Origin of the sequence: Pseudalkalibacillus sp. A8 (assembly GCF_045920555.1) — a bacterium.
Classification (GTDB): Bacteria; Bacillota; Bacilli; order Bacillales; family Fictibacillaceae; genus Pseudalkalibacillus.
Window position 1 is genome coordinate 3,111,458 of record NZ_CP174509.1, and the last position, 22,312, is coordinate 3,133,769.

Below are 22,312 nucleotides of genomic sequence, written 5' to 3' on the forward strand. Positions count from 1 at the left end.
CAACAATGACAAAACCATATCGAGTATTACTTTATTACAAGTACACTCCGCTTGAGAATGCGGAGCAGTTCAAGGATGAGCATCTGCAATTTTGTAAAGATCTCGGCTTGAAAGGTCGAATCCTCATTGCAGATGAAGGGATAAACGGTACAGTATCTGGAACTGTGGAACAGACCGATGCCTACATGGAATCTCTGCTCAATGACCATAGATTTGATGGTATTGAGTTTAAAATAGATGAAGTCGATGGACATGCTTTCAAAAAAATGCATGTACGTTATCGTCCGGAGCTAGTGAACTCTGGCGTTTTGAAAGAAATCAATCCAAATGTAACGACAGGAAAACATTTGACACCAGAAGAATTTTACGAAGCAATGCACCGTGATGATGTCGTGATTATCGACGCACGAAATGATTACGAATATGATATCGGTCATTTCAGAGGGGCGATCCGTCCAGACATCACGACTTTCCGGGAATTACCGAAGTGGATCAAACAAAACCGTGAGAATTTTGAAGGTAAAAAGATCCTTACTTATTGCACTGGTGGAATCCGATGCGAAAAGTTCTCCGGTTTCTTGAAAAATGAAGGATTTGAAGACGTAAACCAGTTACACGGTGGAATTATCAATTATTCCAAGAATGAGAAAACCCAAGGGCAACTGTACGATGGAAAATGCTACGTCTTCGATGAGCGTATTGCAGTACCGATCAACCGTGTGGAAGATAAAGTAGTCGGTAAATGCTACTATTGTGGTAAAACTGAAGATCGTTACGTAAATTGCGCTAACCCAGAATGCAACCGCCAACACGTTGCATGTCATAAATGTGAGGAAAAATATAAACGTTCTTGTTCTGACGAATGTCGTGAACATCCGCGTAACCGTTATGAAAAACCAGTTGAGCAACAAGCATAACGATAGAGCACTGTCTTTTAAAGGCAGTGCTTTTTTTGTAGAGATATTTCTCTAGTTGTTGAGATAATTTGATTTTCGACCATTTGGGAGGTTTTGTCATCAAAAATGTCAATTTCAAGCTGAATCAAGGCAAGTGTGTTACTCTATTAACTCGGAGTATTGGTCATTGTGTTGATGACGATGGTATGATTGCCCGTAAACGGAAAAGCGGAGTAGCAGAACTTATTTTAGTCAAGCCGGTGAGGTTATAGTACATATATCACCGCAAAGTGGGCTGTAACGACTCTACTTGTTCTCATTTCGTATTTGTGGACTGTTCATCTCATGGTATTATACGAATATCTTATTTGGAGAAATTACATTCAATCAATTTTTCCTAGTATGGTTTTTCTATAGTCTATGGCTCATTCTTGTTGTGTAGATATCTGTTTTCATGAATACTCTTGTGAAAAATTCAGGATTGGTAGCGTTTTTGGCCTTCCTTACAATCTTCATGGCAAGTATTGTGACGAGAATATTTTCCAAGTATCTCGTGTGGAGTCCGAATAGGCTTTCTGAATATATCATGGATACAATGAACACAGGATCGATCTCTGCTGAATTGCTGGGAACCTCAATCGTGACTCTTATTCTGATCATACTTTTGGTAGGTGGTTCTGCTATAATGCTCAGGACGAAAGAAATAGCTTAATATAAACATGACTTAAAAAAACCGGTTGATGGAATTTTCTGAACGTTCCACATCCGGTTTTTTTCAGTTTGGAACGAATTATTACAGTAAGTAAAACAAATTTAACATAAACGTATGTTTAAAAGTATTTCGATAAAGGAAATAAATTTACATGATTTAGAATTCAACTAGAATTTCCAGCAGGATATAAGTCGATTTCATGGAGGGGTTTATATGAAAGGGATCATTCTTGCAGGAGGAAGCGGAACTCGGTTGTCCCCGAGCACAGACAGCATCAATAAGCACCTGCTCGCTGTGTTCGACAAGCCTATGGTCTATTACCCGTTATCAATCTTGATGTTAGCTGGTATTAAAGATGTAATGATCATCAGTACGCCAGAAGACAAAACTCGATTTGAAAAATTGTTAGGTGATGGTTCTTCTTTAGGACTTTCACTTGTCTATTGTGAACAAAAAGAGCCGAACGGAATTCCAGAAGCATTCATCATCGGGGAAGAATTCATCGGCAAAGATGATGTAACGTTGATTCTTGGTGATAATATCTTCTACGGCCAAGGTTTCACCAATTTATTAAGACAAGCGATAAAGAGCCATGAGCACGCAACGATCTTCGGGTATCGGGTAAAGGATCCGCGGAGGTTCGGGGTTGTGGAGTTCGATTCCGATCAGAAGGTTGTATCGCTCGAAGAAAAACCTGATGATCCTAAATCGGATTTTGCAGTGACTGGATTATACATCTATGACCATAAAGTGGTTGATATAGCAAAAAAACTCAACTTTTCAAAGCGCGGTGAACTTGAAATCACGGATGTCAACAAAGAATATCTGAAGAAGGACCAGCTCCACGTCCAACTGTTAGGAAGAGGATTCGCTTGGCTGGATGCTGGAACGCATGATGCTCTTTTCGAAGCCTCTGAATTCGTGAAAAACATCCAGCAGCGTCAGGGCTTCAAACTTGCTTGCCTTGAAGAAATCGCCTTTTATCTAGGATACATTACAAAAGAAGATTTGAAAGATAAAGGTACCTCCATGAAAAAAACGGATTATGGACAATATTTGTTGGAAATCGCCCAAAGGAAACACAGTCAGCAATATTGGGATTCCATTGACCATAATCCTGTGCTGGGGTTGGTTGAGAATGAGTAATGAGAAACAAACGATCCTGATTACAGGCGGTGCCGGTTTCATCGGCTCGAACTTCATTCATTATTTGTCAAATATATATCCAGATTACGAAATCCTTAATGTTGATAAGCTCACTTATGCAGGTTCTCTTGACAACCTTCTCGAGATTGAATCACATGATAACTATCACTTTCTAAAAGGTGATATAGCAGACCAAAATTTTGTTGCAGAGATATTTTCCAAATATGATATCAACGGTGTGATCCATTTTGCTGCCGAATCCCATGTCGATAACTCGATCGACAATGCCAGCCCTTTTGTCGTGACGAACGTAGTAGGAACGGTGAATCTTCTCCAGGCGGCAAAACAAACCTGGGAGCAAAAGGGAGAGTTGGCAAAACGACGTTTTCATCATATTTCGACTGATGAAGTGTATGGATCATTGGAAAACGAAACAGATAAATTCACTGAAGACACACCTTATGCTCCGCGGAATCCTTATAGTGCTTCAAAAGCAAGCGCCAACATGCTTGTAAAAAGCTTCGGCCATACCCATGGGATGAATGTCATTATATCGAGCAGCTCCAATAATTATGGACCGCGACAGCATGAAGAGAAGCTGATTCCTACAATCATCTCTAAAGCCTTGGCTGCAGACCCGATTCCGATTTACGGTGACGGTCAAAACATAAGAGACTGGTTACATGTCGAGGATCATTGCCGAGCCCTTGATCTTATCTATCATCAAGGAGTGGCAGGGGAAAGCTACAATATCGGCGGGGGAAACGAATGGACGAATCTCGACCTGGCCATGAAAATTTGTTTGATTCTTAATGATTTACACCCAGATGTATTAGAGCAAGCTTCTATCATTAGTTTTCAAGACTTGATTACATTTGTAGAAGATCGTCCAGGTCATGACCGTAGATATGCAGTCGATGATCGGAAAATCCGTCAATCACTAGGGTGGGAACCGGTCATGTCATTAGATGGAGGACTGCGCAACACTGTCGAATGGTACAGCCGTAAATGGGGAGAAGTTAGGATTTGATATCTGTTGTCATACCGGTCTATGGGTGTGAAACATGCCTGGACGAACTTAGTATACGGTTAAAATCTACACTTGAAGAGATTGTTGGAGATTATGAAATCATCATGGTCAATGATGGAAGTCCTGATAATGCATGGGCAAAGATCAAAGCTTTAAGTGATGAAGATAGGCAAATCAAAGGAATCGATCTTTCTAGAAATTTTGGCCAGCATCATGCTATAACCGCAGGGCTCGACCATTCTTCCGGAGATTGGGTCGTCGTAATGGATTGTGATTTGCAGGACCGACCTGAAAATATCAAGGATTTGTATAAGAAAGCTAAAGAAGGTTATGAAGTCGTCTTCGGTAAAAGGGTTGAACGTAAAGACGGATTTTTTAAGCGTCTTTCTTCAAAAATGTTCTATAAAGTTTATGATTATCTCACTGATCAATCATCTGATCATACAATCGCGAATTTCAGTATCTGTTCAAAAAATGTCGTCGAGAGTTTCAGAAGGATGAGAGAGCAAAATCGTTTGTTCCCTCTCTTCATCAAATGGATGGGATTCAAGACGGCGACAGTCACAGTCAATCACAGCAGTCGGAAGAAAGGCAAGAGTTCCTACAACTTGAAGAAATTGATCATGTTAGCCACTGATGTGATTATTTCTCAGTCAAATAAACCATTAAGATTATCCATCCAATTAGGTTTTTTGATTTCTCTTGGATCATTCTTATACGGACTCTTCCTCTTCATACGATACTTTTTCCTATCCGTGCCAGTCCAAGGATGGACGAGTGTAATGGTTTCACTTTATTTCATCGGCGGGTTGATTTTCTTCAATTTTGGCATACTAGGCCTTTATTTAGGGAAGGTATTCAATGAAACGAAGGGGCGTCCACTTTATCTGATCCAGGATAAAACAGAAGGATTTCATAATGAAAAGGACAGGAGGTGATGGGATGCCACCATTTTTGAAAGAAACTCCTTGGGATAAGAGAAACTTTGGAATCGATACCTACGAGTTGACCTCGTCAACTGAAGAAGCACTTGTTCAAACGGATCGAATTAAGGGCCATTTTACACTCAAAGTGGATCCGCTCCAGAGTTCGGAATCACTTTTAAAACATGGGTTTTATTATACAGATACGATGATTGAACCGGAATGCAGTCGTGAGAAGTTGAAATATTTTGATCAGGAAGACATCTCCATCTCCAATGAAGGAGATCTTGAGGAGATCACCAATATTGCGGAGGAAGCTTTCACACATGGACGCTTCCATCGTGACTTCAACATTCCTTCATCATTGGCAGACCTGAGATACGCGAATTGGGTAAGGGATCTGTATGAGAAAGATCTTGTTTTTTTCATGCTATTTAAGGGCGAGATGGCGGCCTTCTATGCTTATGAAAATGATAAAGTTTTGCTGATCGGGGTTAAAAAAGAATTCCGGCAGAAGGGTTTGACGAAATATATGGTAAGCAAGGCTTGTCATGAACAGCTCAACCTCGGCGGGTATTCCCATCTGAAGACGTCGATCTCAGCTGCAAACCTTCCATCCTTGAATCTATTCCATTCACTCGGATTCAAATTGACCCGTACAATTGATGTTTATCATAAATTGAACGGTCCAGCCCCAGGACAAGGTGAATGATGGGTTATTTCTATATTTTCGGGACGATCTTTTTTACCGTTTACGGTCAACTGGTATTGAAATGGAGGATCGCGAAGTTCGGTTCCTTGCCTGAAGGATGGAAGGACAAGCTGATATTCCTGCTACAGCTTTTATTCGACCCGTTGATCTTTTCCGGATTCATCTCTGCATTCATTGCGTCATTGTTCTGGATGGCAGCGATGACGAAATTCAATATCAGTTATGCGTATCCATTCATGAGCCTTTCGTTTGTGTTGGTATTTTTACTATCCGTAATTTTATTCCAAGAGCCGGTCACAGTCCATAAAGTGGTCGGATTGGCTTTGATCGTGATAGGTATAGTAGTAACTAGTCAATCTTTATGAGGTGGTAATGATGATTCCTTTCAATAAACCATGTGTAACTGGAGATGAAGAAGCCTATATCCAAGAAGCGATACGAAATGAAAAACTATCGGGGAAAGGTGAATTCGGTAAAAAGTGTACAGACTGGCTTGAAGCTCGTCTTGGCTGCGAAAGAGCTTTGCTTACGCCTTCCTGCACTCATGCTCTCGAAATGACGGCTCTATTGACTGATATCCAGGAGGGTGATGAAGTGATCATGCCTTCCTATACGTTCGTTTCAACTGCTAATGCCTTCGTGTTGAGAGGTGCAAACATCCGCTTCGTCGATATTTCACCTGATACGATGAACATTGATCCTGACCTGATCCAAAACGCAATCACTGAAAAGACAAAAGCGATTGTCGCTGTCCATTATGCTGGTGTTGCTTGTGATATGGATGCCATCATGAAAATTGCAACCAACCATGATATATGGGTTATCGAAGATGCAGCGCAAGCATTATTGAGCACATATAAAGGAAGGCCTTTAGGAACGATCGGACATTTCGGGACATTAAGTTTTCACGAAACGAAAAATTATACGTGTGGTGAGGGAGGGGCATTGATCATCAATAGTGCCAATTCTATTCAGCATGCTGAAATCATTCAGGAAAAGGGAACAGACCGCTCCCAGTTTTTAAGAGGGATGGTCGATAAATATACATGGCAGGATGTAGGTTCCTCTTATATATTGAGTGACCTGAATGCAGCTTATTTGTATGCTCAATTTGAGAATGCAGATTTGATCAATGAAGAAAGACTGCGCTATTGGGATCTGTACAAAGCAGGCCTTCAACAATTGGCGGGTAAAAACTTCATCAAGACCCCTCACATTCCAGAAGATTGTCAACATAATGCCCATATGTTCTATATCAAAACTGAGAAGGAGGAAGATTGCACACAGCTTAGAGAGTATTTGGATGGGCAAGGGATTATGGCAGTACCGCATTATGTACCTTTGCATCCGACAAATGCTGGAGAAGCTTATAGTGAATTTTGCGGGGAAGATAAATTTACGACATCTGAAAGTGATAAAATATTACGCTTACCGTTATTTTATGGAATGGGAGATGAGGCTGTAACTCATGTTGTCGACCGTATACTCGCTTATTATAAAATATAGACATTTATTAATACCTGGCATTGTGCTCCTGATTTTCTTAGCACCTTATTATATTTTAGGAGAGGATACGCATATTCGGGTCCATGATAACCTTGACTCGAATATTGTATGGTACAAGCTGCTTGCTGAAAGTGGTTTGTTATTTTCGTTGGATGGCACCCTACCGAACGTCATTAACGGTCTTCCAAGGGATGCACTGCCCTCCAGTTTAGATGCGATGGTATGGTTGTACATCATGTTCAAACCGTTCACAGCTTATGTCATCAATCAGACGATCATGCGATTTGTCGCTTTTTATGGGATGTATAAGCTGTTGAAATCTCACTTTTTGAAAAGGATCAATTCAATATGGTTGCCTGCTGGAGTGGCTCTTTGTTTCGCATTGCTACCATTTTGGCCATCCGGAGCTTTGTCTATTGCAGGTCTGCCTTTAGCTCTGCATGTGTTCCTAACAATCCGTAAACTAGGGAAAAAAACACCAAAACGTTATTGGGTGCTATTATTTCTGATCCCTTTCCACTCGAGTTTCATTTTGACTTTTTTGTTTTTCCTCGGTGGTTTAGGTGTCCTTTGGTTGCTGGACTTGTATCGAACCCGGTGTTTCAATGGATTTTTTTTGGCTGCGATCAGTTTCATGACGTCCATCTATCTGATGAAGGAATATTTATTGGTCCATTCAATTCTTTTTAATGAAGAGCACATCCCGCATCGCAATGAGTTCAACCTGGGGCACAAAGATCTTAAAGGTGTTTACGAACTATTTGTCCATAACTTTTTGAACGCTCATACCCATGATTGGATTTTTCATAAAACGATTATCCTGCCGGTCGTTTTAATTGCTATTTTGATTGCATTATATAGAAGGACCGTCCCTGTTCACTTGATTTGGGCGATGGTAGCGAATGTTCTCTTGTCTGCCTGGTATGCGTTATGGTACTGGGAAGGAATGAGAGTGCTGAAAGAACAGTTCATGTTGATGAACACGTTCAATTTCGGAAGGATCCATTTTCTCCATCCATTATTTTGGTACCTCAGCTTCGGGTTGGCGCTGGGAATCATATGGAAGCATGTTAAATTTGCTAGAGGGATCGTTATCTTACTAATCGTCTTTCAATCGTATATCCTCTTCCAGACCGGTGAGGAGATGAAATATGAGAAACTCGGTACACCTACATTCAAAGAATTTTATTCGGCTTCGTTATTTGAGGAGATTGAGGAATACATAGGAATGGATCAATCTGATTATCGGATCGTCAGTGTCGGACTTCATCCAACGATTGCCCAATTCAATGGTTTTTACACGCTTGATACGTATAATGTCAGTTTCCCGCTCTACTATAAGCATCAATTCAGAGAAGTGATCTCGCCTGAATTGGAGGAAAACCCGGTTCTGGAAAATTATTTTGATACATGGGGCAGCAGGCTATATATGTATGTCAGTGATCTCGGTAAACATTATTTCTTTACGAAAAAAAGTGACCGGACGATTGAACATTATGATATTAACACACAGGCGCTAAAAGAAATGGGAGGAGATTATATTTTCTCTGCGCTGCCGATCGAGAACTATGAGGAACTCGATTTGACATTTGAGGATACCTTTGAAAATGAACAATCTCCATTGAGAATCTATCTTTATCGAATAAAATGACCTAGTACTGAAGCATACTACTTGCGGATAGAATTCACAGTTGATATTTTAAAACAAAGGAGTTGAATAGTATGTCCCAACAAAAAGTGATTGTTTATTCGCAGCCTTCCTGACCGCCTTGTCATGTGGTGAAAGAGTTTCTTTCACATCATAATGTTGATTTTGAAGAGTACAACGTGGCTGAAGATACTCAAGCAAGAGATGAAATGATCAACAAGTACGAATCGATGTCAACACCTACAATTGTGATCGGTGAGCAAGTCTTGACTGGATTCGATCCAGAACAGCTTACAAAAATATTGAATCTGTCAGAATAAAGAGCAGCGGTTGCTGCTCTTTTGTATGGTGGCGGTGTGAAAGGACACCTCTATGATTCAATATAATGTATTTACCAACAAAATGACTGTGTTGACCAATAAAATTGGTCCATTTACAATTAAATTTCTACCATTTACCAATAAAATAAGAAGGTTAACCAATAATAGATGTAATATTACACTTTAATCTTCAGATCTCATCCTACTGGAAAAATATACTTTTAATTCCTATAACCTCCTATTGTGTAAGTCATTAGGGCCTATTAAACTTATTGGCGTACACTTTTCAAGGAGGTGTAATTATGTTTACAAAGCTATTGAAAGTTACACTAGTTGTTGCTTTTGCAGTGGGAACGATGGTCACATTACCGACACAAGAAGCAAGTGCTCATTCCAAAACAGTAAAGATGGGTGATTCTCAAGGATATGTGTGGGATGTCCAACATCGTCTTCAACAGTTAGGTTTCTATAAATCCAATGTAGATGGTGTATTCGGTTCATCAACGAAAGACGCAGTTATGAAATTCCAGAAGGCGAATGGAATCAAAGCGGATGGAGTTGCAGGACACGAAACATTTGTAAAACTATATAGCCAAACATTCGCTGTCGATGAGATTCAAATGATGGCTCAAATGGTACATGGTGAAGCTCGCGGTGAATCGTTCAAGGGGAAAGTTGCGGTAGCAGCCGTTATCATGAATCGTCTTAACTCATCTAAATTTCCAAATGACGTCAAAGGAGTTCTCTTCGAAGATCTTGCCTTCACAGCTATTGCAGATGGACAATATAACAGAACTCCAGATGCTGAGTCATATCGAGCAGTTTACAACGCAATCAGAGGTTGGGACCCATCAAAGGGTGCGACTTATTACTTCAACCCAAACACAGCTACATCCGATTGGATTTGGTCTCGTGAACAAATCATCCAAATCGGAAAGCATATCTTTGCAAAATAGAGAGAATATATGGGAATGGCTTATGAGTCATTCCCTTTATTATGTTAATAAGTACATAACTTTATCATGTGAATGATACATCATTTTTTGGTAAGATATATTTTGGAAAATAACTTGGTTAAAGGTGAGTGCAATGTCAGAAGAGAAGAATACCTTTGAAGTATTACTTTTTTATAAATATGTTACGATCGAAGACCCCGAGTACTTTGCAAGAAAACATCTGAAGTTTTGTAAAGAAATAGGTGTGATGGGGAGGGTCCTCATTGCAAAAGAAGGAATCAACGGAACAGTATCCGGGACGTTGAAACAGACATCTGCTTATGTGGAAGCTCTCCGTAAAGATCCTAGGTTTGAAGATATGGAATTCAAACGTGAAGAGACAGAAGAGCATACCTTTAAACGAATTTCTGTAAAAGCAAGGGATGAAATCGTCTCATTAAAACTTGAAGATGATCTCAATCCCAATGAGGTGACGGGGAAGCATCTATCCCCGAAAGAGTGGCTGGAAACGATGGAGAATGAAGATGTAATCGTTCTTGATGCAAGGAATGACTATGAGTATGATATCGGCCATTTCCGTAACGCAATACGTCCGGATATCAAAGCATTTCGAGACCTTCCTGAATGGATTGAAAAGAACCTTGCCGATAAAAAGGATAAAAAGATACTCACGTATTGTACAGGTGGAATCCGTTGTGAAAAATTCTCAGGTTATTTAGTTCGTGAAGGATTTGAAGACGTCAATCAATTACATGGAGGCATCATTAAATATGGACAGGACCCTGAGACAAAAGGCAGCAATTTTGAGGGGAAATGTTTTGTGTTTGATGATCGGATGTTAGTCGACGTCAATCGTACGGAAGATCAAAAAGTGGTAGGCAGATGCCACCATTGTGGTGGGGAAGCTGAAAAGTTCGTCAATTGTCCGATTGATGAATGTGATAACCTGCACATTGTCTGTGATTCATGTCAAGTTGAATATCGAAACTGTTGTTCAGATCAATGTAAAGAAAAACTTATTACTTCGTAAAGAAAGGTGGTTGCCATGACGATAGAGATTGGAGATAAAGTGACAGCTTCTTATAAAACAGGACGTTACGTAGGTGAAATCATAGATATTAAGCCGAAACTGGATAAAGCAGTCGTAAAAGTTTTAGCAGTCATTGCTCATCCTAGACAAGGGGATCTACATGCACCGAACCAGGTTGATGTCCAGCTTTTCCACGAAAGAAGGGCGCTCGCCCATACTGAAAAAGCGCTGGTACCCTTATCAAGCATCAAACCTTTTGAAGATGAAATTCCTGATTACCACTTTTCATTGATCAAGGCGATTAAGGACCAAATGGCGAAACTAGTGAAAGATGATAGTGAGTATGCTAAACTATCCTATCAAAAACTTGAAATTCTATTAAAAGGTTATGAAAAGAATATAGATTAACATCGGAGATTACCGTATCAGTCCAATGCTGATACGGTTTTTTGTTCTATCAAAAAACTCGTGCTGAGAGAAAAATGACTTCTACTTTTTCTTACTTGTACATATTCATAGGATATGACACTGTTTGAAAGGGATTGAATGTCAATGATGAAAAAAGATCGCCTTTTATATAAATTGAAAAAACCACAAAACGAAACCTTTCTGAAGCGGGTATTTTTCTTTGCTGTGATTGTGCTTGTATTATTCGTCACTGTATCGATATTAGCCTCTTCTTTTTTTGAAAAACGGTTTCAATCCAGTTCACTGAAAGGTACCCTTCACATTTTTTCCACAGAACAACTGGTGGCTTTTATGGGGACAGTCAATCCATATTTCCAGCAAGGACTACCGAATTCCTATAAGCCTCCTTCGATTCAAAGCTTATCCTTTGAGTTGGCGACCAATATCAAACCTGGTGATATTCGTTCACTTCTAGGACGGGAACTACCAGGCTTTGCGATATTCGATACGGAAATCGTCGTTGCAGGAGAGGGGACAGATTATACAACATTACCGATAGAATCAGCTCCACCGCTAGATGTTCTTTTAAAGGAAAGGGAAGTAGCAGAGGAAAAGTTGAAAGTAGAGGAATCAGAAGAAACTCCAAAACCTGATATGACAACCAACGGACGGAAGGTCGTCTATCTGTATCAGTCCCATTCCTACGAATCCTTTTTACCATTATTGAAAGGCGCTGAAGTATCGGATGATGCAAACAGTTCCAACCCAGAGGCAAATATGATCCGTGTTGGGGGAATGTTGGCAAATGAACTGGAACAACGAGGTATAGGCGTTCAGCAAGACCGTAGCAATATAGGGGAAAAGTTGAAGGATCGAGGCTGGAACCATGGGAACGCTTATCAACTGTCAAGGGAAATTGTCCAAACGGCTGTTGCAGACAACAAAGATATAACATTTTCATTCGACTTGCACCGGGACTCTCAGAGAAGAGATAAAACCACAGTGGAAATCAATGGGAAGAGCTATGCGAAGTTGATGTTTGTCATCGGAAAAGCGAATCCGGATTATGAAAAGAACCTACAATTAGCAGAAGAATTACACCATTTATTAAAGGAAAAATATCCGGGACTTAGCAGAGGAGTTATCTTGAAATCAAAGACTGAAGGGAACGGTATATACAACCAAGACTTGTCTGATCAGGCTGCATTGTTGGAAGTCGGTGGAGTTGATAACAACTTGGAAGAAATCCAGCGATCAACGGAAGCCTTTGCTGAAGTGTTCGCAGAATATTATTGGAAAGATGAAAAAGTCAATGCAGGAGGGCAGTGATTTTTAGCGAATACAGTAAATGATGAAAAATCATTCACAATTTTCTCGAATTTACATCGGGATGGATGCTGAAGTCTATGAGAAAATGGGAATAGCAAATACTTAAGAGACTGAGGTTGGTTAGGATGCCTGTTTGGTTAAGGAAAACGCTCGTCGTTTTGATCACGGTTTTTACACTAGGAACCGTTTCACCACCACCGCATCTCCTGGCGGATAGTGATGAAAAAGCGACTGCTGAATCTACAGCTAACTATATCGAAGAAAAGGAACTTGTAAAACCAAGTATCGAAAAAGCTCCTGAACCGGACTTCCAGACTGCTTCATGGAATGAAATCGCGTCTGCATATGAAGATACTGAAGATCTTCAGGAAGCTTTCGTGACTTATACGGTCATCCAAGCAACGGAACAGACGAAAGAAAAATTCGGTGAACGGATCGAGTCAAAGCGCGGGGAAGAATTCCGGGCCGTTATCCTACCTAAGATCGAAGAAACGATCGGCCAGTTAAGCTCGAAATTAGACGAAGAAACGATTCGGAGCCTTTCAATCAGCGACCGTCCTACAAAAGGTAAGGGCGAAAAGATCTTTCACATCAAAAACGCTGTCACAGGCAAAGACGTCTTCCGTCTTCATGTTCGTAGAGAAAATCCTCCAGGGCAGGGCCACTGGTTTTCATTTCACTATCATGACGCTCGAGATGATTTCGCATCCCATCATGAATTAGGAAGCATCTATTGGGACCGTAATACACCTCCAAATTGGATGAGTTAAATATTTTAAGTGAGATAAGCGTGCATTTAACATAATGCATGCTTATTTTTTATCTTTGCTAATAACCTAGAATAAAGATATAATCATTTTTTCTTTACATAAATGAAACTTTTTTGTAATTCGCACGTAATTATTAGGGATAGGAGGAGATGACATGAAGGTGTTTATCGGGTCAGTCATAGTCGTCATTTTACTATGCATTGGTCTATGGCTCTTGTTGTCACCAACATATACAAAGGTAGGGAAAGCTGCCAAGAAGTACAAGAACTTTTGGGGGGATCCAGAGAATGGAAACAGTACAGATGCCAGAAAAGAAGAAAAATAACCGTAAGCTCATCGGTGGAATTATCGTTGGGATTACAATCGCATTGGTTGTGGTAATGGCAACATTTTTCATCCAAAGGATTCCGAATGGCTATGTCGGTGTCGTATACAGTCCAAACGGTGGGGTGCAAGAGGATACGTTAGGCCAGGGCTGGCACATCGTCGGCCTCTTCGATAAGATCACGGAATACCCGGTCAGGATGCAAACAGTCGAGTACCAGGATATCCAGGTGGCTACTTCAGATGGAAAGAATATAACGATGGACTTTGCGTATAACTACAGCATACAACCAGATAAGGTCGTTGAGCTGTTCAATAAATTCGGTCCGGTACCAGTTAAGGAAATCGAATCGACTTACTTGAGAACAAGACTATGGGATGCTGGGCGTAAGGCGATAGCAAATTACTCCGTCATTGATACGTATGGACAAAAGTCTTCGGCAGCCGGTATGGATGTACAGAAAGTCTTTTCAGAAGATGTCGGTGATCTAGGTTTCATCATTGATGACTTGACAATCGGTGTTCCGAAACCTGACGAAGCTACACAAGAAGCGATTGATGCAAGGGTAAAAGCTTCTCAAGAGCTAGAACGTAAACAGACTGAATTGAAAATCGCAGAAGCCGAGGCTGAAAAGAAACGGATTGAAGCAGAAGCGACTGCCGATTATAACAATATCATCAATGAATCGATGACATCTGAAGTGATCCAATACATGTGGATCCAGAAGTGGGATGGAAAAATGCCGAAAGCAACTGGAACAGGTAATCTCATTCAAATCCCGCTTGAAGACGAACCGGCTCAAAGTCAACAAAACAACTAACTAATACGAAATGACTTCAAATTGGTCCCCTCATGATAGATACATGGGGGGATTTTTGTTGTACTTTAAACAGTTTGGAGTCCAATTAGGATCCTTTTCAAAGGAACAGGAGAACGATGTGATCAAGTGACATAAGATAATTCAATACGAGTAACAAAGCGGTGATAGCATTGAGTATAGGTAAACCACTTCCTGCATTCTTTTCCAATTCCATACCCAAGAGTGGCACCAATTTAGTGAAACAACTTGTATTAGGTATACCTGGAATTTCACATAATCTTGTGAATCATACGATTTATGGGCATTTCGAGCAGGAGAAGGCATCCAGACTACGGAGTTTGCAGCAAAATCAATTTGGGGCAGGACATATTGTTTACTCTGAAGAATGGGTTCGAATATTCAAGGAACTTAATATGAAGCAGCTGATCATCAGCAGAGACCCTCGGGATATTGTAGTTTCCTATGTTCCGTTCATGAAGAAGTTCCCGAATTTAAGTCCGATTACATCCTATATTGTGAACGATCTGAAGACAGATAAAGAACGCTATTTAACCATCATCCGTGGAATGAAAAATTCCAAATATGATGATATCAACCGTTTTTATCGAAGATATATGGGTTGGTTCAATGCTCCGAACACTTAGCATTTCACTTTTGAGGAGTTGACATGCAATACTGATTCCCAGAATAAGATTGTAAATGAAATCGTTGGCTTCTTATACGGGTCCTCATTAGATACGGATACGAAATCCTTACTTGTCGAACAAATGATAAAAAATGTAAATCCTTCAAAGTCCATTACCTTCCGGAAAGGTCTGATCGGTGATTGGAAAAATGAATTTGATCTAGAAGTAACTAACGCTTTCAAAGAAGTAGCAGGTTCCCTTCTCATCGAATTAGGATATGAAAAAGATTTAGAATGGTAAAATTATATCTTATGGCTACAATCAGTATTGGTACAAATACGAGTCCCATTTGAGCTCCTATGTCATCTGAACTCATACCTACCTACTGAAATCTTGTTCTGCTATAATTGAGACAGCCTAAGTGAAAGAGAGGGGTTAGATGGAACAGTATAAAGAGTTATGCCGTCATATCTTAGAGAACGGCGTGAAAAAAGAAGACCGGACAGGGACCGGGACGATCAGTGTTTTTGGATATCAGATGCGTTTCGACCTGCAAAAGGGATTTCCGTTGCTTACGACGAAAAAGCTTCATTTGAGATCGATCATCCATGAATTGCTCTGGTTTTTAAAGGGTGATACAAATGTCAAATACCTGCAAGAAAACGGTGTACGTATATGGAACGAGTGGGTAGACGAAAATGGTGATCTCGGCCCAGTATACGGAAAACAATGGCGATCCTGGACAAAGCCTGATGGCGGGACGGTTGACCAGATCTCGAGAGTGGTGGAAGAGATCAAAAAGAACCCCGACTCCAGAAGATTGGTCGTCAATGCATGGAATGCAGGAGAGCTTGAAGAGATGGCATTGACCCCATGCCACTGCCTCTTTCAGTTCTATGTATCAGATGGAAAGTTATCGTGTCAGCTCTATCAGCGCAGCGCGGACACTTTTTTAGGAGTGCCCTTTAACATTGCGTCTTACGCGTTATTGACGATGATGATTGCACAGGTTTGTGATTTGGAACCAGGAGAATTTGTCCATACATTCGGTGATGCACATATTTATTTGAATCATCTTGACCAAGTGAACCTGCAATTAGCGAGGGAGCCTAGAGAGCTTCCGACTATGAAGATCAATCCTGAAGTAAAGTCCATCTTTGACTTCAAATATGACGATTTCACTTTAGAAAACTATGATCCGCATCCTCATATCAAAGGGGCTGTTTCCGTATGATTTCGTTACTGCTTGCAATGGGGAAGAATCGTGTGATCGGAAAAGATAATGATCTTCCTTGGCATTTGCCAGAGGATTTGAAATGGTTCAGACGTGTTTCGACGGGACATACGGTCATCATGGGTAGAAGAACGTATGAATCAATAGGTAAACCGTTACCGAACCGAAAAAATGTCATCGTTACAAATGATAAAAACTATCAAGCTGAAGGATGTATCGTAACCCATTCAATAGACGAAGCTCTTCAGCAAGATGGTGATGAACAGATTGTCATTGGCGGGACAAACGTATTCAAGCAAGTCCTTGACAGGGCTGAACGTATTTATTTGACTTACATCGATGAGGAATTCGATGGAGATACGTTTTTCCCAGAAATCGATGAATCTGAATGGGAACTTAAGTCAAAAGAAAAAGGGATTAAAAATGAAAAGAACCCTTATGATTATTATTTCATGATTTACGAACGGAAAGGGAAATAAACATCCTGTAAAGTGCCTGACTCCCTTTTTATAGAGGCGTCTGGCACTTTTCTATCATTCTTGAGGTGATTCGTTTTGTATATTGAAGACCGTCTTTATGGAATTTTCACGATAGATCCTATTTTGGAGAAGTTGATCCATACAGATGCAGTCCAGCGTTTAAAATATGTCCATCAAAACGGAGCCAGTTATCTCGTGAACCCGAGGTGGAGCAATACGAGATTCGACCATTCGATCGGTGTCATGCTGCTTATCAGGAAATTAGGCGGTACGATTGAAGAGCAAATTGCAGGACTCCTACACGATGTTTCCCACACAGCTTTCTCACATGTGGTCGATCAAGTGTTGAAAATGGAAAATGAGGATTATCATGAACAAATAAAACATTCAATCATAATTGACTCAGAGATTCCTGATTTGCTTCATAACCAAAATTATTGCCTAGAAGATATCTTAGATGATTCGAATTGGCCGATTCTAGAACAGTCAGCTCCTCATCTCTGTGCCGACCGTATTGATTACACATTAAGAGATCTCTATGAGTACGGGGAAATTTCTAAAAGGGAAGTGGAAAACTTTATAAACACTCTGACCTTTTGTAAAGGAAAGATTCACGTAACCACTTGCGAAGCCGGAGAATGGTTCGTCCAAGTATATTATAAAGAAGTACTGGACTTTTTCTTGAACCCTTTGAATATTTATAGCAACCATAAGATGGCGGAAATATTGGGATCAGCTTTTGAAAAAGAGATCATTAACAAAGATGATTTCCTGAAAACAGATGAGGAACTTTTACAAATTTTGACCAGGAGCGGAGATGAAGCAATACAAAAGGAGCTGAGCAAGTTGAATGCAAGCGTTGAGGTCATTGAAAGTTCCGAAGATTACTCGATACATATTCGGAATAAAGTAAGGCTTGTTGATCCCGACCATTTTGATGGAAAGTATAGTAAGCCTATCAGTGAATGCTCAGAAAAAATCAGAAAAACAAACCAGATCGCACGGGAACGAGCATTAAAAGGAGTCAAAATAAAAGTAATCAGTTCATAAAATTTCACGTACCGTACTTATTATATATTAATAAAAGGATAATCAATAAGAAACGACATGGTAAAAAATAGGAAATATCATGTATGAAGGGGAAGTCGCTATTGAAAGGAAGTTCAAAGATCTTTATGGGTTACCTACCAGCAGGGGATGTCCTGTGTTTTCCCTCTCATTATTTTTACAAGTCTATTTGTCACGAAAACATTCAGTGAAAACTTGTTGATACCTCGATATGGTATATTGCTGCTGATTGGTATTACAGCTCAAATCTTGACTTATCCAGAGGATCGAAGTACCGATATATAGCGATTCATGTATACAAGTGTGTCAAGTTATATGTGCCAGGCGTGGAGGCGTCTGAACTTGAAAATCAACCGATGGCCTGATTCCCGTTTGTCTCTACTGCTTCATACGTTGATTTACCTTAACTTTTTTACACATCATTACATCATCGACCTAAGATGGTGACTGATTTTCTTTCTGTTTATATTAGTTCTTCGTACGTGCGTTTCATTTAAAATCAGGACTAATGTTTCAGAAGTAAACATGATCCATTGTATAGTAAGATCCCATTTTACTACAGATAATTGTAGGGACCATATCATAGATACGCTGAAAGGCTCTTCTTCGTTCAAGCTTAGTATATGAATTGAATGATTAAGCGGGTTTAATCTATTGCGATTAATGTAATGTATGAGATATGAGGACCACGTAAATGATAGATATAGAATATCCGATAAGGAGCATGGAAAATGACGCTGAAAGAGAAGAGAGTAAGTGAGTCAAGAACAGTTAAAAGCAGTCATGTGCTTCCTCCAGATACAAATACACATGGGACCTTGTTCGGGGGAAAATTGATGGCACACATTGATGATGTTGCTGCAATCGCAGCAACGCGACATGCCCGGCAAAACGTTGTCACTGCATCCAGCGATTCGGTAGACTTTTTACACCCGATTAAAGAAGGTTATTCCGTATGTTTGGAAGCGTTCGTTTCCTGGACACATAGGACGTCTATGGAAGTGTTCGTCAAAGTCATCGCTGAAAACTTGCTGTCGGGTGAACGACAACTTTGCGCACTTTCTTTTCTGACATTTGTTGCAATTGATGAAAATGGCAACCCCAGTCCGGTTCCGAATGTAGTTCCTGAATCGGAGGAAGAAAAATGGTTGTTTGAAGGAGCAGCGAAACGTGCTGAGAGACGGAGAAAGAGAAGAGATGAAAGTAAACAGCTCGCAAAGAAATTCGGAACAGAAAAACCTTGGGAAAAGTTATGAAGCAAAAAAGGGGCTAACCGAAAATGGTTAGCCCCTTTTTACTGTAAATTACCTGAATGTAGGTTTTTCGTTTAAAGATGGTAATACGTTCATCCTTTCAATCTCTAATTTCGTCTTCGGCGTTCCTAACGTATAAATCCACTTATAAACTTCAAGGAGTTTACTATGGGTTATATTTCTGTCTTTATCCACTTCCTTCTCTTTGAAGTGGGCGAGGGACCAGAAATCCTCTTTTTCAGCATCCTCTGAAGAATTAAACTGCTCAACGGCAACTCTAAATTGATTCAGTTCATTTTCGGTAGCTTTTATCTCGAATAACTGTAGACTTTGGTCTGTCTTGATTGGAAACACATCGCCTTTAGGTGACACATAATAGATTTTTCGGTCTTTCATGATAACCACCTCTTTGTTGTGTTATTATGGATACCATTCCCTTTCTAAATGATCACCTAAACTTTTTTCAATTACACTATACAACGACAGAAGTTTAATATTTTCGACAAATAATCACAAAATTTATCTCTTTAAAAAAGAGGTTATGAACAAACAATGTCAAACTATGTATTATGGACTATAAATATATTCAGTGAGGTACCTTTAATTATGCATGTTAATAAACGATTAAGCACCTCGGAATTAAAAGACTTACAACAAATGATACCAACAGATACGTATCAATGTTTGTTTGACTATAGCAGTGATGCTATTTGGGCAGTAAACCTTGAAGGGATGATCCTTCACATGAATTCTGCATGTCAAACTTTATCACCTCACAACTATGAACATAGTTTATACGCCTCAATTTCACAAATCCTATCGTTAGATGATGAATCAAGTTTCTTCGATAGCATGAGGTCACTTGAGACACATAGCTTCACCGGAACTTTGGAAGACGATAGATCATTAAGGAATTTGGAATTAAACAGTATCCCTATAATAAAACATAATCAAGTAATGGGACGGTTTATTCAAGCGAAGGATCGAACCGAACAATTGGAAGAATTCGAGCAACTAAAGTCTGAAAAGGCATATTGGGAATCCTTTATCAACCATTCATCTGATGCAATTGGACTTTTCGATATGGAAGGGAATATCGTAAAATTGAATCGAGCTACAGAAGATATTTTCCTTTACACGAAAGAAGAATTGCTTGGAAACAAAGTCATCACAATTCCAGACGAAAGCTATCGGAAAGAGGTTGAATTCCTGCAGAGGAAAGTAAGGTCCGGGAAATCAGTCGTCGAATATGAAACAGTACGAAAAAGGAAAGATGGAAAACTGATCAATGTAGCCATCACCTATTCGCCGATTTTTGACCAAAAGGGAAAAATGATAGCAATAGCCAATATCCTTCGTGATATTACCGAACGGAAGAAGGCGACCATGGAGCTCCGTGAAAGTGAAGCTAAGTATCGATTAATAGCAGAAAATACTGGGGATATGATTCGTGTAAGAGACTTAGGTGGTAAGATTACTTTCGCTTCCCCGTCTCACCAATTGATACTTGGCAGAGAAGAGAAAGATTATATTAAAGAGGACGGCTTTTGTTTTGTCCATCCAGATGACTTACCAAAAGTAAAAACACATTTGGAAAAATTGATGGAGACCAAGCATCCGATTAACTTTGAATACAGAGAATTACATAAGGATGGGCACTGGATCATGTTAGAAGCTCATTGCACACCTGTAACCAATCATTCAGGTGAGATCAACTCCATAGTGACAGTAATCAGAGATCTGACAGAACGAAAGGAAACTGAAGAATTACTAAGGAATTCCGATAAACTTGCAGTCATTGGCCAGATGGCAGCGAGTATCGCCCATGAAATCCGTAACCCGCTGACATCATTGAAGGGTTTCCTTCAATTTTTTCATTCGAACAGTGAAGAATCGAAAAAACATTATTATAAGCTGATGCTTTCAGAGTTGGAGCGGATCAATGTGATTGTTAGTGAATTTTTGATGATCGCAAAACCGCATACATCCCATTTCAAAAAAACTTCTATCAACATCCTGTTAAATAATCTTTTAACTCTTGTGGAGAGCCAAGCGGTGATGGAAAACATAGAAATCACCACAGATTTCGGGGATGGGTTACCGCTGATCCATGGGGATGAAAATCAGCTGAAGCAAGCGTTCCTTAACTTTATTAAAAATGCAATAGAAGCGACCTCACCTGGTGGGAATGTATCTATAACATTAAGGAAAGAGGACCAATACATCTGTATAAATATAAAAGATGAGGGATGTGGAATCCCGGAAGAAAATCTCGAGAAAATTGGCACACCTTTCTTTACTACCAAAAATACTGGAACTGGACTAGGATTGATGATCAGTCAAAAGATCATCGATAATCATAAAGGAATAATCCATTTTACAAGTGAAGACCAGGCAGGAACTATTGTAACCATCAAACTTCCGATAGATTTTTGATACATCTTTTTTCAATTTGGGGGAAGGACATTGGAGTCAGAACTGTTGAACATATATGACGATGATAGAAAGCTTTTAGGGGTAGCAACAAGGGAAGAAGTACACCGTCTTGGATACTGGCACGATACCTTTCACTGCTGGCTTATCAGTTCGAATGATGGAAGTATTATATTTACTTACAGATCCGAAGTGAGAAGAAGAAGGATTACCCGAATTTACTTGATATTACGGCTGCAGGTCATATTCTTGCAAATGAGACCATCCACGACGGCATTCGGGAACTAGAAGAAGAGATCGGAATACGGGCTGAGATGGATGAATTAAAGGCCCTCGGAGAAGTTGAATATTCTGTGACTAATGATGACTTTATCGATAAAGAGATTGCACACGTATACCTGTATGACAATCCATTGAGGATGGAGGATTTCACACTACAGCCAGAAGAGGTGTGTGGAATCGTAAAGGCCGAATTCGATTCTTTTCAAGATTTCTGGAAAGGTAGTATTCACAAACTCGAGGTAGATGGGTTTAAGTTAGGCCCTTCTGGTAATAACAAGCCTTTTAGGATGAATGTAGACAGATCACATTTCGTTCCTCATTTTGACTATTTCAAACGAATTACTAAGATGATTCGAAAGTATCTGTATGAATGAGAAAAAGGAGATGCCGCGATACGGTCCATCTC

The 22,312-nt window shown here is 39.9% G+C and carries 28 protein-coding genes and 1 pseudogene; 28 read left to right on the forward strand and 1 reads right to left on the reverse strand.

The window, feature by feature from the left end; translation table 11 throughout:
- Window positions 1–5 precede the first annotated feature (5 nt).
- From ACJROX_RS15975 to ACJROX_RS16095, 25 genes and pseudogenes are all read left to right on the forward strand, one after another.
- Window positions 6–917, forward strand: coding sequence for a rhodanese-related sulfurtransferase (locus ACJROX_RS15975; RefSeq protein WP_408006205.1), 912 nt, complete (start codon window positions 6–8; stop codon window positions 915–917).
- A gap of 493 nt (window positions 918–1,410) precedes the next feature.
- Entirely contained in the window at window positions 1,411–1,608 is a 198-nt protein-coding gene (locus ACJROX_RS15980; protein WP_408006206.1) for a hypothetical protein, read from the forward strand.
- Between the two features lie 213 nt (window positions 1,609–1,821).
- Window positions 1,822–2,754 (forward strand): glucose-1-phosphate thymidylyltransferase RfbA, encoded by a 933-nt coding sequence (rfbA, locus tag ACJROX_RS15985; protein ID WP_408006207.1) that lies wholly within the window; start codon window positions 1,822–1,824, stop codon window positions 2,752–2,754.
- Window positions 2,747–3,784, forward strand: coding sequence for a dTDP-glucose 4,6-dehydratase (rfbB, locus tag ACJROX_RS15990; protein WP_408006208.1), 1,038 nt, complete (start codon window positions 2,747–2,749; stop codon window positions 3,782–3,784). The genes rfbA and rfbB overlap by 8 nt, the downstream gene beginning before the upstream one ends.
- On the forward strand, window positions 3,781–4,722 hold the full coding sequence (locus ACJROX_RS15995) for a glycosyltransferase family 2 protein (RefSeq protein WP_408006209.1): 942 nt from the start codon (window positions 3,781–3,783) through the stop codon (window positions 4,720–4,722). The genes rfbB and ACJROX_RS15995 overlap by 4 nt, the downstream gene beginning before the upstream one ends.
- Before the next feature lie 4 nt (window positions 4,723–4,726).
- The gene (locus tag ACJROX_RS16000) at window positions 4,727–5,419 is read left to right on the forward strand and encodes a GNAT family N-acetyltransferase (RefSeq protein WP_408006210.1); all 693 of its coding nucleotides are present in this window, start codon (window positions 4,727–4,729) and stop codon (window positions 5,417–5,419) included.
- Entirely contained in the window at window positions 5,419–5,784 is a 366-nt protein-coding gene (locus ACJROX_RS16005) for an EamA family transporter (RefSeq protein WP_408006212.1), read from the forward strand. The genes ACJROX_RS16000 and ACJROX_RS16005 overlap by 1 nt, the downstream gene beginning before the upstream one ends.
- 10 nt (window positions 5,785–5,794) lie before the next feature.
- Window positions 5,795–6,925, forward strand: a complete 1,131-nt coding sequence (rffA, locus tag ACJROX_RS16010; RefSeq protein WP_408006213.1) for a dTDP-4-amino-4,6-dideoxygalactose transaminase — start codon at window positions 5,795–5,797, stop codon at window positions 6,923–6,925.
- Window positions 6,888–8,576: a DUF6044 family protein gene (locus ACJROX_RS16015; protein WP_408006214.1), complete on the forward strand. Its 1,689-nt coding sequence runs from the start codon at window positions 6,888–6,890 to the stop codon at window positions 8,574–8,576. Before rffA ends, ACJROX_RS16015 begins: the two co-directional genes overlap by 38 nt.
- Before the next feature lie 125 nt (window positions 8,577–8,701).
- Complete coding sequence (locus tag ACJROX_RS16020; RefSeq protein WP_408006215.1) at window positions 8,702–8,893, forward strand: glutaredoxin domain-containing protein; 192 nt, start codon at window positions 8,702–8,704, stop codon at window positions 8,891–8,893.
- Between the two features lie 302 nt (window positions 8,894–9,195).
- Window positions 9,196–9,849, forward strand: coding sequence for a spore cortex-lytic enzyme (gene sleB, locus ACJROX_RS16025; RefSeq protein WP_408006216.1), 654 nt, complete (start codon window positions 9,196–9,198; stop codon window positions 9,847–9,849).
- A gap of 133 nt (window positions 9,850–9,982) precedes the next feature.
- A complete protein-coding gene (locus ACJROX_RS16030; RefSeq protein WP_408006217.1) occupies window positions 9,983–10,879 on the forward strand; it encodes a rhodanese-related sulfurtransferase in 897 nt (298 codons plus the stop codon).
- 15 nt (window positions 10,880–10,894) lie between these two features.
- Window positions 10,895–11,287 carry a sporulation phosphorelay system protein KapB gene (gene kapB, locus ACJROX_RS16035; protein ID WP_408006218.1) on the forward strand — a complete coding sequence of 131 codons (393 nt, stop codon included), beginning with the start codon at window positions 10,895–10,897 and terminating at the stop codon, window positions 11,285–11,287.
- A 138-nt stretch (window positions 11,288–11,425) separates the two neighbouring features.
- Window positions 11,426–12,616 (forward strand): stage II sporulation protein P, encoded by a 1,191-nt coding sequence (gene spoIIP / locus ACJROX_RS16040; protein WP_408006219.1) that lies wholly within the window; start codon window positions 11,426–11,428, stop codon window positions 12,614–12,616.
- A gap of 125 nt (window positions 12,617–12,741) precedes the next feature.
- Window positions 12,742–13,386, forward strand: a complete 645-nt coding sequence (locus ACJROX_RS16045; RefSeq protein WP_408006220.1) for a YpjP family protein — start codon at window positions 12,742–12,744, stop codon at window positions 13,384–13,386.
- A 154-nt stretch (window positions 13,387–13,540) separates the two neighbouring features.
- Window positions 13,541–13,711: a hypothetical protein gene (locus tag ACJROX_RS16050; RefSeq protein ID WP_408006221.1), complete on the forward strand. Its 171-nt coding sequence runs from the start codon at window positions 13,541–13,543 to the stop codon at window positions 13,709–13,711.
- Window positions 13,674–14,531: a prohibitin family protein gene (locus ACJROX_RS16055; RefSeq protein WP_408006222.1), complete on the forward strand. Its 858-nt coding sequence runs from the start codon at window positions 13,674–13,676 to the stop codon at window positions 14,529–14,531. Before ACJROX_RS16050 ends, ACJROX_RS16055 begins: the two co-directional genes overlap by 38 nt.
- Before the next feature lie 161 nt (window positions 14,532–14,692).
- Window positions 14,693–15,175: a sulfotransferase domain-containing protein gene (locus ACJROX_RS16060; protein WP_408006223.1), complete on the forward strand. Its 483-nt coding sequence runs from the start codon at window positions 14,693–14,695 to the stop codon at window positions 15,173–15,175.
- A gap of 18 nt (window positions 15,176–15,193) precedes the next feature.
- Window positions 15,194–15,457 (forward strand): sulfotransferase domain-containing protein, encoded by a 264-nt coding sequence (locus ACJROX_RS16065; RefSeq protein WP_408006224.1) that lies wholly within the window; start codon window positions 15,194–15,196, stop codon window positions 15,455–15,457.
- Window positions 15,458–15,596: 139 nt separating this feature from the next.
- Window positions 15,597–16,391, forward strand: coding sequence for a thymidylate synthase (locus ACJROX_RS16070; protein WP_408006225.1), 795 nt, complete (start codon window positions 15,597–15,599; stop codon window positions 16,389–16,391).
- Window positions 16,388–16,870, forward strand: coding sequence for a dihydrofolate reductase (locus ACJROX_RS16075; RefSeq protein WP_408006226.1), 483 nt, complete (start codon window positions 16,388–16,390; stop codon window positions 16,868–16,870). Before ACJROX_RS16070 ends, ACJROX_RS16075 begins: the two co-directional genes overlap by 4 nt.
- A gap of 75 nt (window positions 16,871–16,945) precedes the next feature.
- Window positions 16,946–17,920 (forward strand): HD domain-containing protein, encoded by a 975-nt coding sequence (locus ACJROX_RS16080; protein WP_408006227.1) that lies wholly within the window; start codon window positions 16,946–16,948, stop codon window positions 17,918–17,920.
- A gap of 144 nt (window positions 17,921–18,064) precedes the next feature.
- Window positions 18,065–18,223: pseudogene (locus tag ACJROX_RS16085) on the forward strand (DUF817 domain-containing protein); the annotation flags it as partial.
- A gap of 6 nt (window positions 18,224–18,229) precedes the next feature.
- Window positions 18,230–18,385, forward strand: coding sequence for a DUF817 family protein (locus ACJROX_RS16090; protein WP_408006228.1), 156 nt, complete (start codon window positions 18,230–18,232; stop codon window positions 18,383–18,385).
- A gap of 284 nt (window positions 18,386–18,669) precedes the next feature.
- Window positions 18,670–19,194 (forward strand): acyl-CoA thioesterase, encoded by a 525-nt coding sequence (locus ACJROX_RS16095; protein WP_408006229.1) that lies wholly within the window; start codon window positions 18,670–18,672, stop codon window positions 19,192–19,194.
- Window positions 19,195–19,242: 48 nt separating this feature from the next.
- Here the strand turns inward: ACJROX_RS16095 and ACJROX_RS16100 are convergent, their stop codons facing one another.
- Window positions 19,243–19,587 (reverse strand): hypothetical protein, encoded by a 345-nt coding sequence (locus ACJROX_RS16100; RefSeq protein WP_408006230.1) that lies wholly within the window; start codon window positions 19,585–19,587, stop codon window positions 19,243–19,245.
- Window positions 19,588–19,848: 261 nt separating this feature from the next.
- Between ACJROX_RS16100 and ACJROX_RS16105 the strand changes: the two genes are divergently transcribed.
- Genes ACJROX_RS16105 through ACJROX_RS16115 form a run of 3 tightly spaced genes read left to right on the forward strand, consistent with a single transcriptional unit; the run spans window position 19,849 to window position 22,280 of the window.
- Complete coding sequence (locus ACJROX_RS16105; RefSeq protein WP_408006231.1) at window positions 19,849–21,627, forward strand: PAS domain S-box protein; 1,779 nt, start codon at window positions 19,849–19,851, stop codon at window positions 21,625–21,627.
- A gap of 30 nt (window positions 21,628–21,657) precedes the next feature.
- Window positions 21,658–21,912, forward strand: coding sequence for a hypothetical protein (locus tag ACJROX_RS16110; RefSeq protein WP_408006232.1), 255 nt, complete (start codon window positions 21,658–21,660; stop codon window positions 21,910–21,912).
- Complete coding sequence (locus ACJROX_RS16115) at window positions 21,852–22,280, forward strand: NUDIX domain-containing protein (RefSeq protein WP_408011682.1); 429 nt, start codon at window positions 21,852–21,854, stop codon at window positions 22,278–22,280. Before ACJROX_RS16110 ends, ACJROX_RS16115 begins: the two co-directional genes overlap by 61 nt.
- Window positions 22,281–22,312 lie beyond the last annotated feature (32 nt).

What these genes read in the sequence shown, in the direction of transcription:
- ACJROX_RS16105 (WP_408006231.1), top strand. Translation starts at nt 19,849, where the DNA reads ATGATACCAACAGATACGTATCAATGTTTGTTTGACTATAGCAGTGAT.
- ACJROX_RS16000 (WP_408006210.1), top strand. Translation starts at nt 4,727, where the DNA reads ATGCCACCATTTTTGAAAGAAACTCCTTGGGATAAGAGAAACTTTGGA.
- ACJROX_RS16045 (WP_408006220.1), top strand. Translation starts at nt 12,742, where the DNA reads ATGCCTGTTTGGTTAAGGAAAACGCTCGTCGTTTTGATCACGGTTTTT.
- ACJROX_RS16070 (WP_408006225.1), top strand. Translation starts at nt 15,597, where the DNA reads ATGGAACAGTATAAAGAGTTATGCCGTCATATCTTAGAGAACGGCGTG.
- ACJROX_RS16100 (WP_408006230.1), bottom strand. Translation starts at nt 19,587, where the DNA reads ATGAAAGACCGAAAAATCTATTATGTGTCACCTAAAGGCGATGTGTTT.
- rfbB (WP_408006208.1), top strand. Translation starts at nt 2,747, where the DNA reads ATGAGTAATGAGAAACAAACGATCCTGATTACAGGCGGTGCCGGTTTC.
- ACJROX_RS16055 (WP_408006222.1), top strand. Translation starts at nt 13,674, where the DNA reads ATGGAAACAGTACAGATGCCAGAAAAGAAGAAAAATAACCGTAAGCTC.
- ACJROX_RS16005 (WP_408006212.1), top strand. Translation starts at nt 5,419, where the DNA reads ATGGGTTATTTCTATATTTTCGGGACGATCTTTTTTACCGTTTACGGT.
- ACJROX_RS16075 (WP_408006226.1), top strand. Translation starts at nt 16,388, where the DNA reads ATGATTTCGTTACTGCTTGCAATGGGGAAGAATCGTGTGATCGGAAAA.
- ACJROX_RS15980 (WP_408006206.1), top strand. Translation starts at nt 1,411, where the DNA reads ATGGCAAGTATTGTGACGAGAATATTTTCCAAGTATCTCGTGTGGAGT.
- ACJROX_RS16090 (WP_408006228.1), top strand. Translation starts at nt 18,230, where the DNA reads ATGTATACAAGTGTGTCAAGTTATATGTGCCAGGCGTGGAGGCGTCTG.
- kapB (WP_408006218.1), top strand. Translation starts at nt 10,895, where the DNA reads ATGACGATAGAGATTGGAGATAAAGTGACAGCTTCTTATAAAACAGGA.
- ACJROX_RS16095 (WP_408006229.1), top strand. Translation starts at nt 18,670, where the DNA reads ATGACGCTGAAAGAGAAGAGAGTAAGTGAGTCAAGAACAGTTAAAAGC.
- ACJROX_RS16015 (WP_408006214.1), top strand. Translation starts at nt 6,888, where the DNA reads ATGTTGTCGACCGTATACTCGCTTATTATAAAATATAGACATTTATTA.
- ACJROX_RS15975 (WP_408006205.1), top strand. Translation starts at nt 6, where the DNA reads ATGACAAAACCATATCGAGTATTACTTTATTACAAGTACACTCCGCTT.
- spoIIP (WP_408006219.1), top strand. Translation starts at nt 11,426, where the DNA reads ATGTCAATGATGAAAAAAGATCGCCTTTTATATAAATTGAAAAAACCA.
- sleB (WP_408006216.1), top strand. Translation starts at nt 9,196, where the DNA reads ATGTTTACAAAGCTATTGAAAGTTACACTAGTTGTTGCTTTTGCAGTG.
- rfbA (WP_408006207.1), top strand. Translation starts at nt 1,822, where the DNA reads ATGAAAGGGATCATTCTTGCAGGAGGAAGCGGAACTCGGTTGTCCCCG.
- ACJROX_RS16030 (WP_408006217.1), top strand. Translation starts at nt 9,983, where the DNA reads ATGTCAGAAGAGAAGAATACCTTTGAAGTATTACTTTTTTATAAATAT.
- rffA (WP_408006213.1), top strand. Translation starts at nt 5,795, where the DNA reads ATGATTCCTTTCAATAAACCATGTGTAACTGGAGATGAAGAAGCCTAT.
- ACJROX_RS16050 (WP_408006221.1), top strand. Translation starts at nt 13,541, where the DNA reads ATGAAGGTGTTTATCGGGTCAGTCATAGTCGTCATTTTACTATGCATT.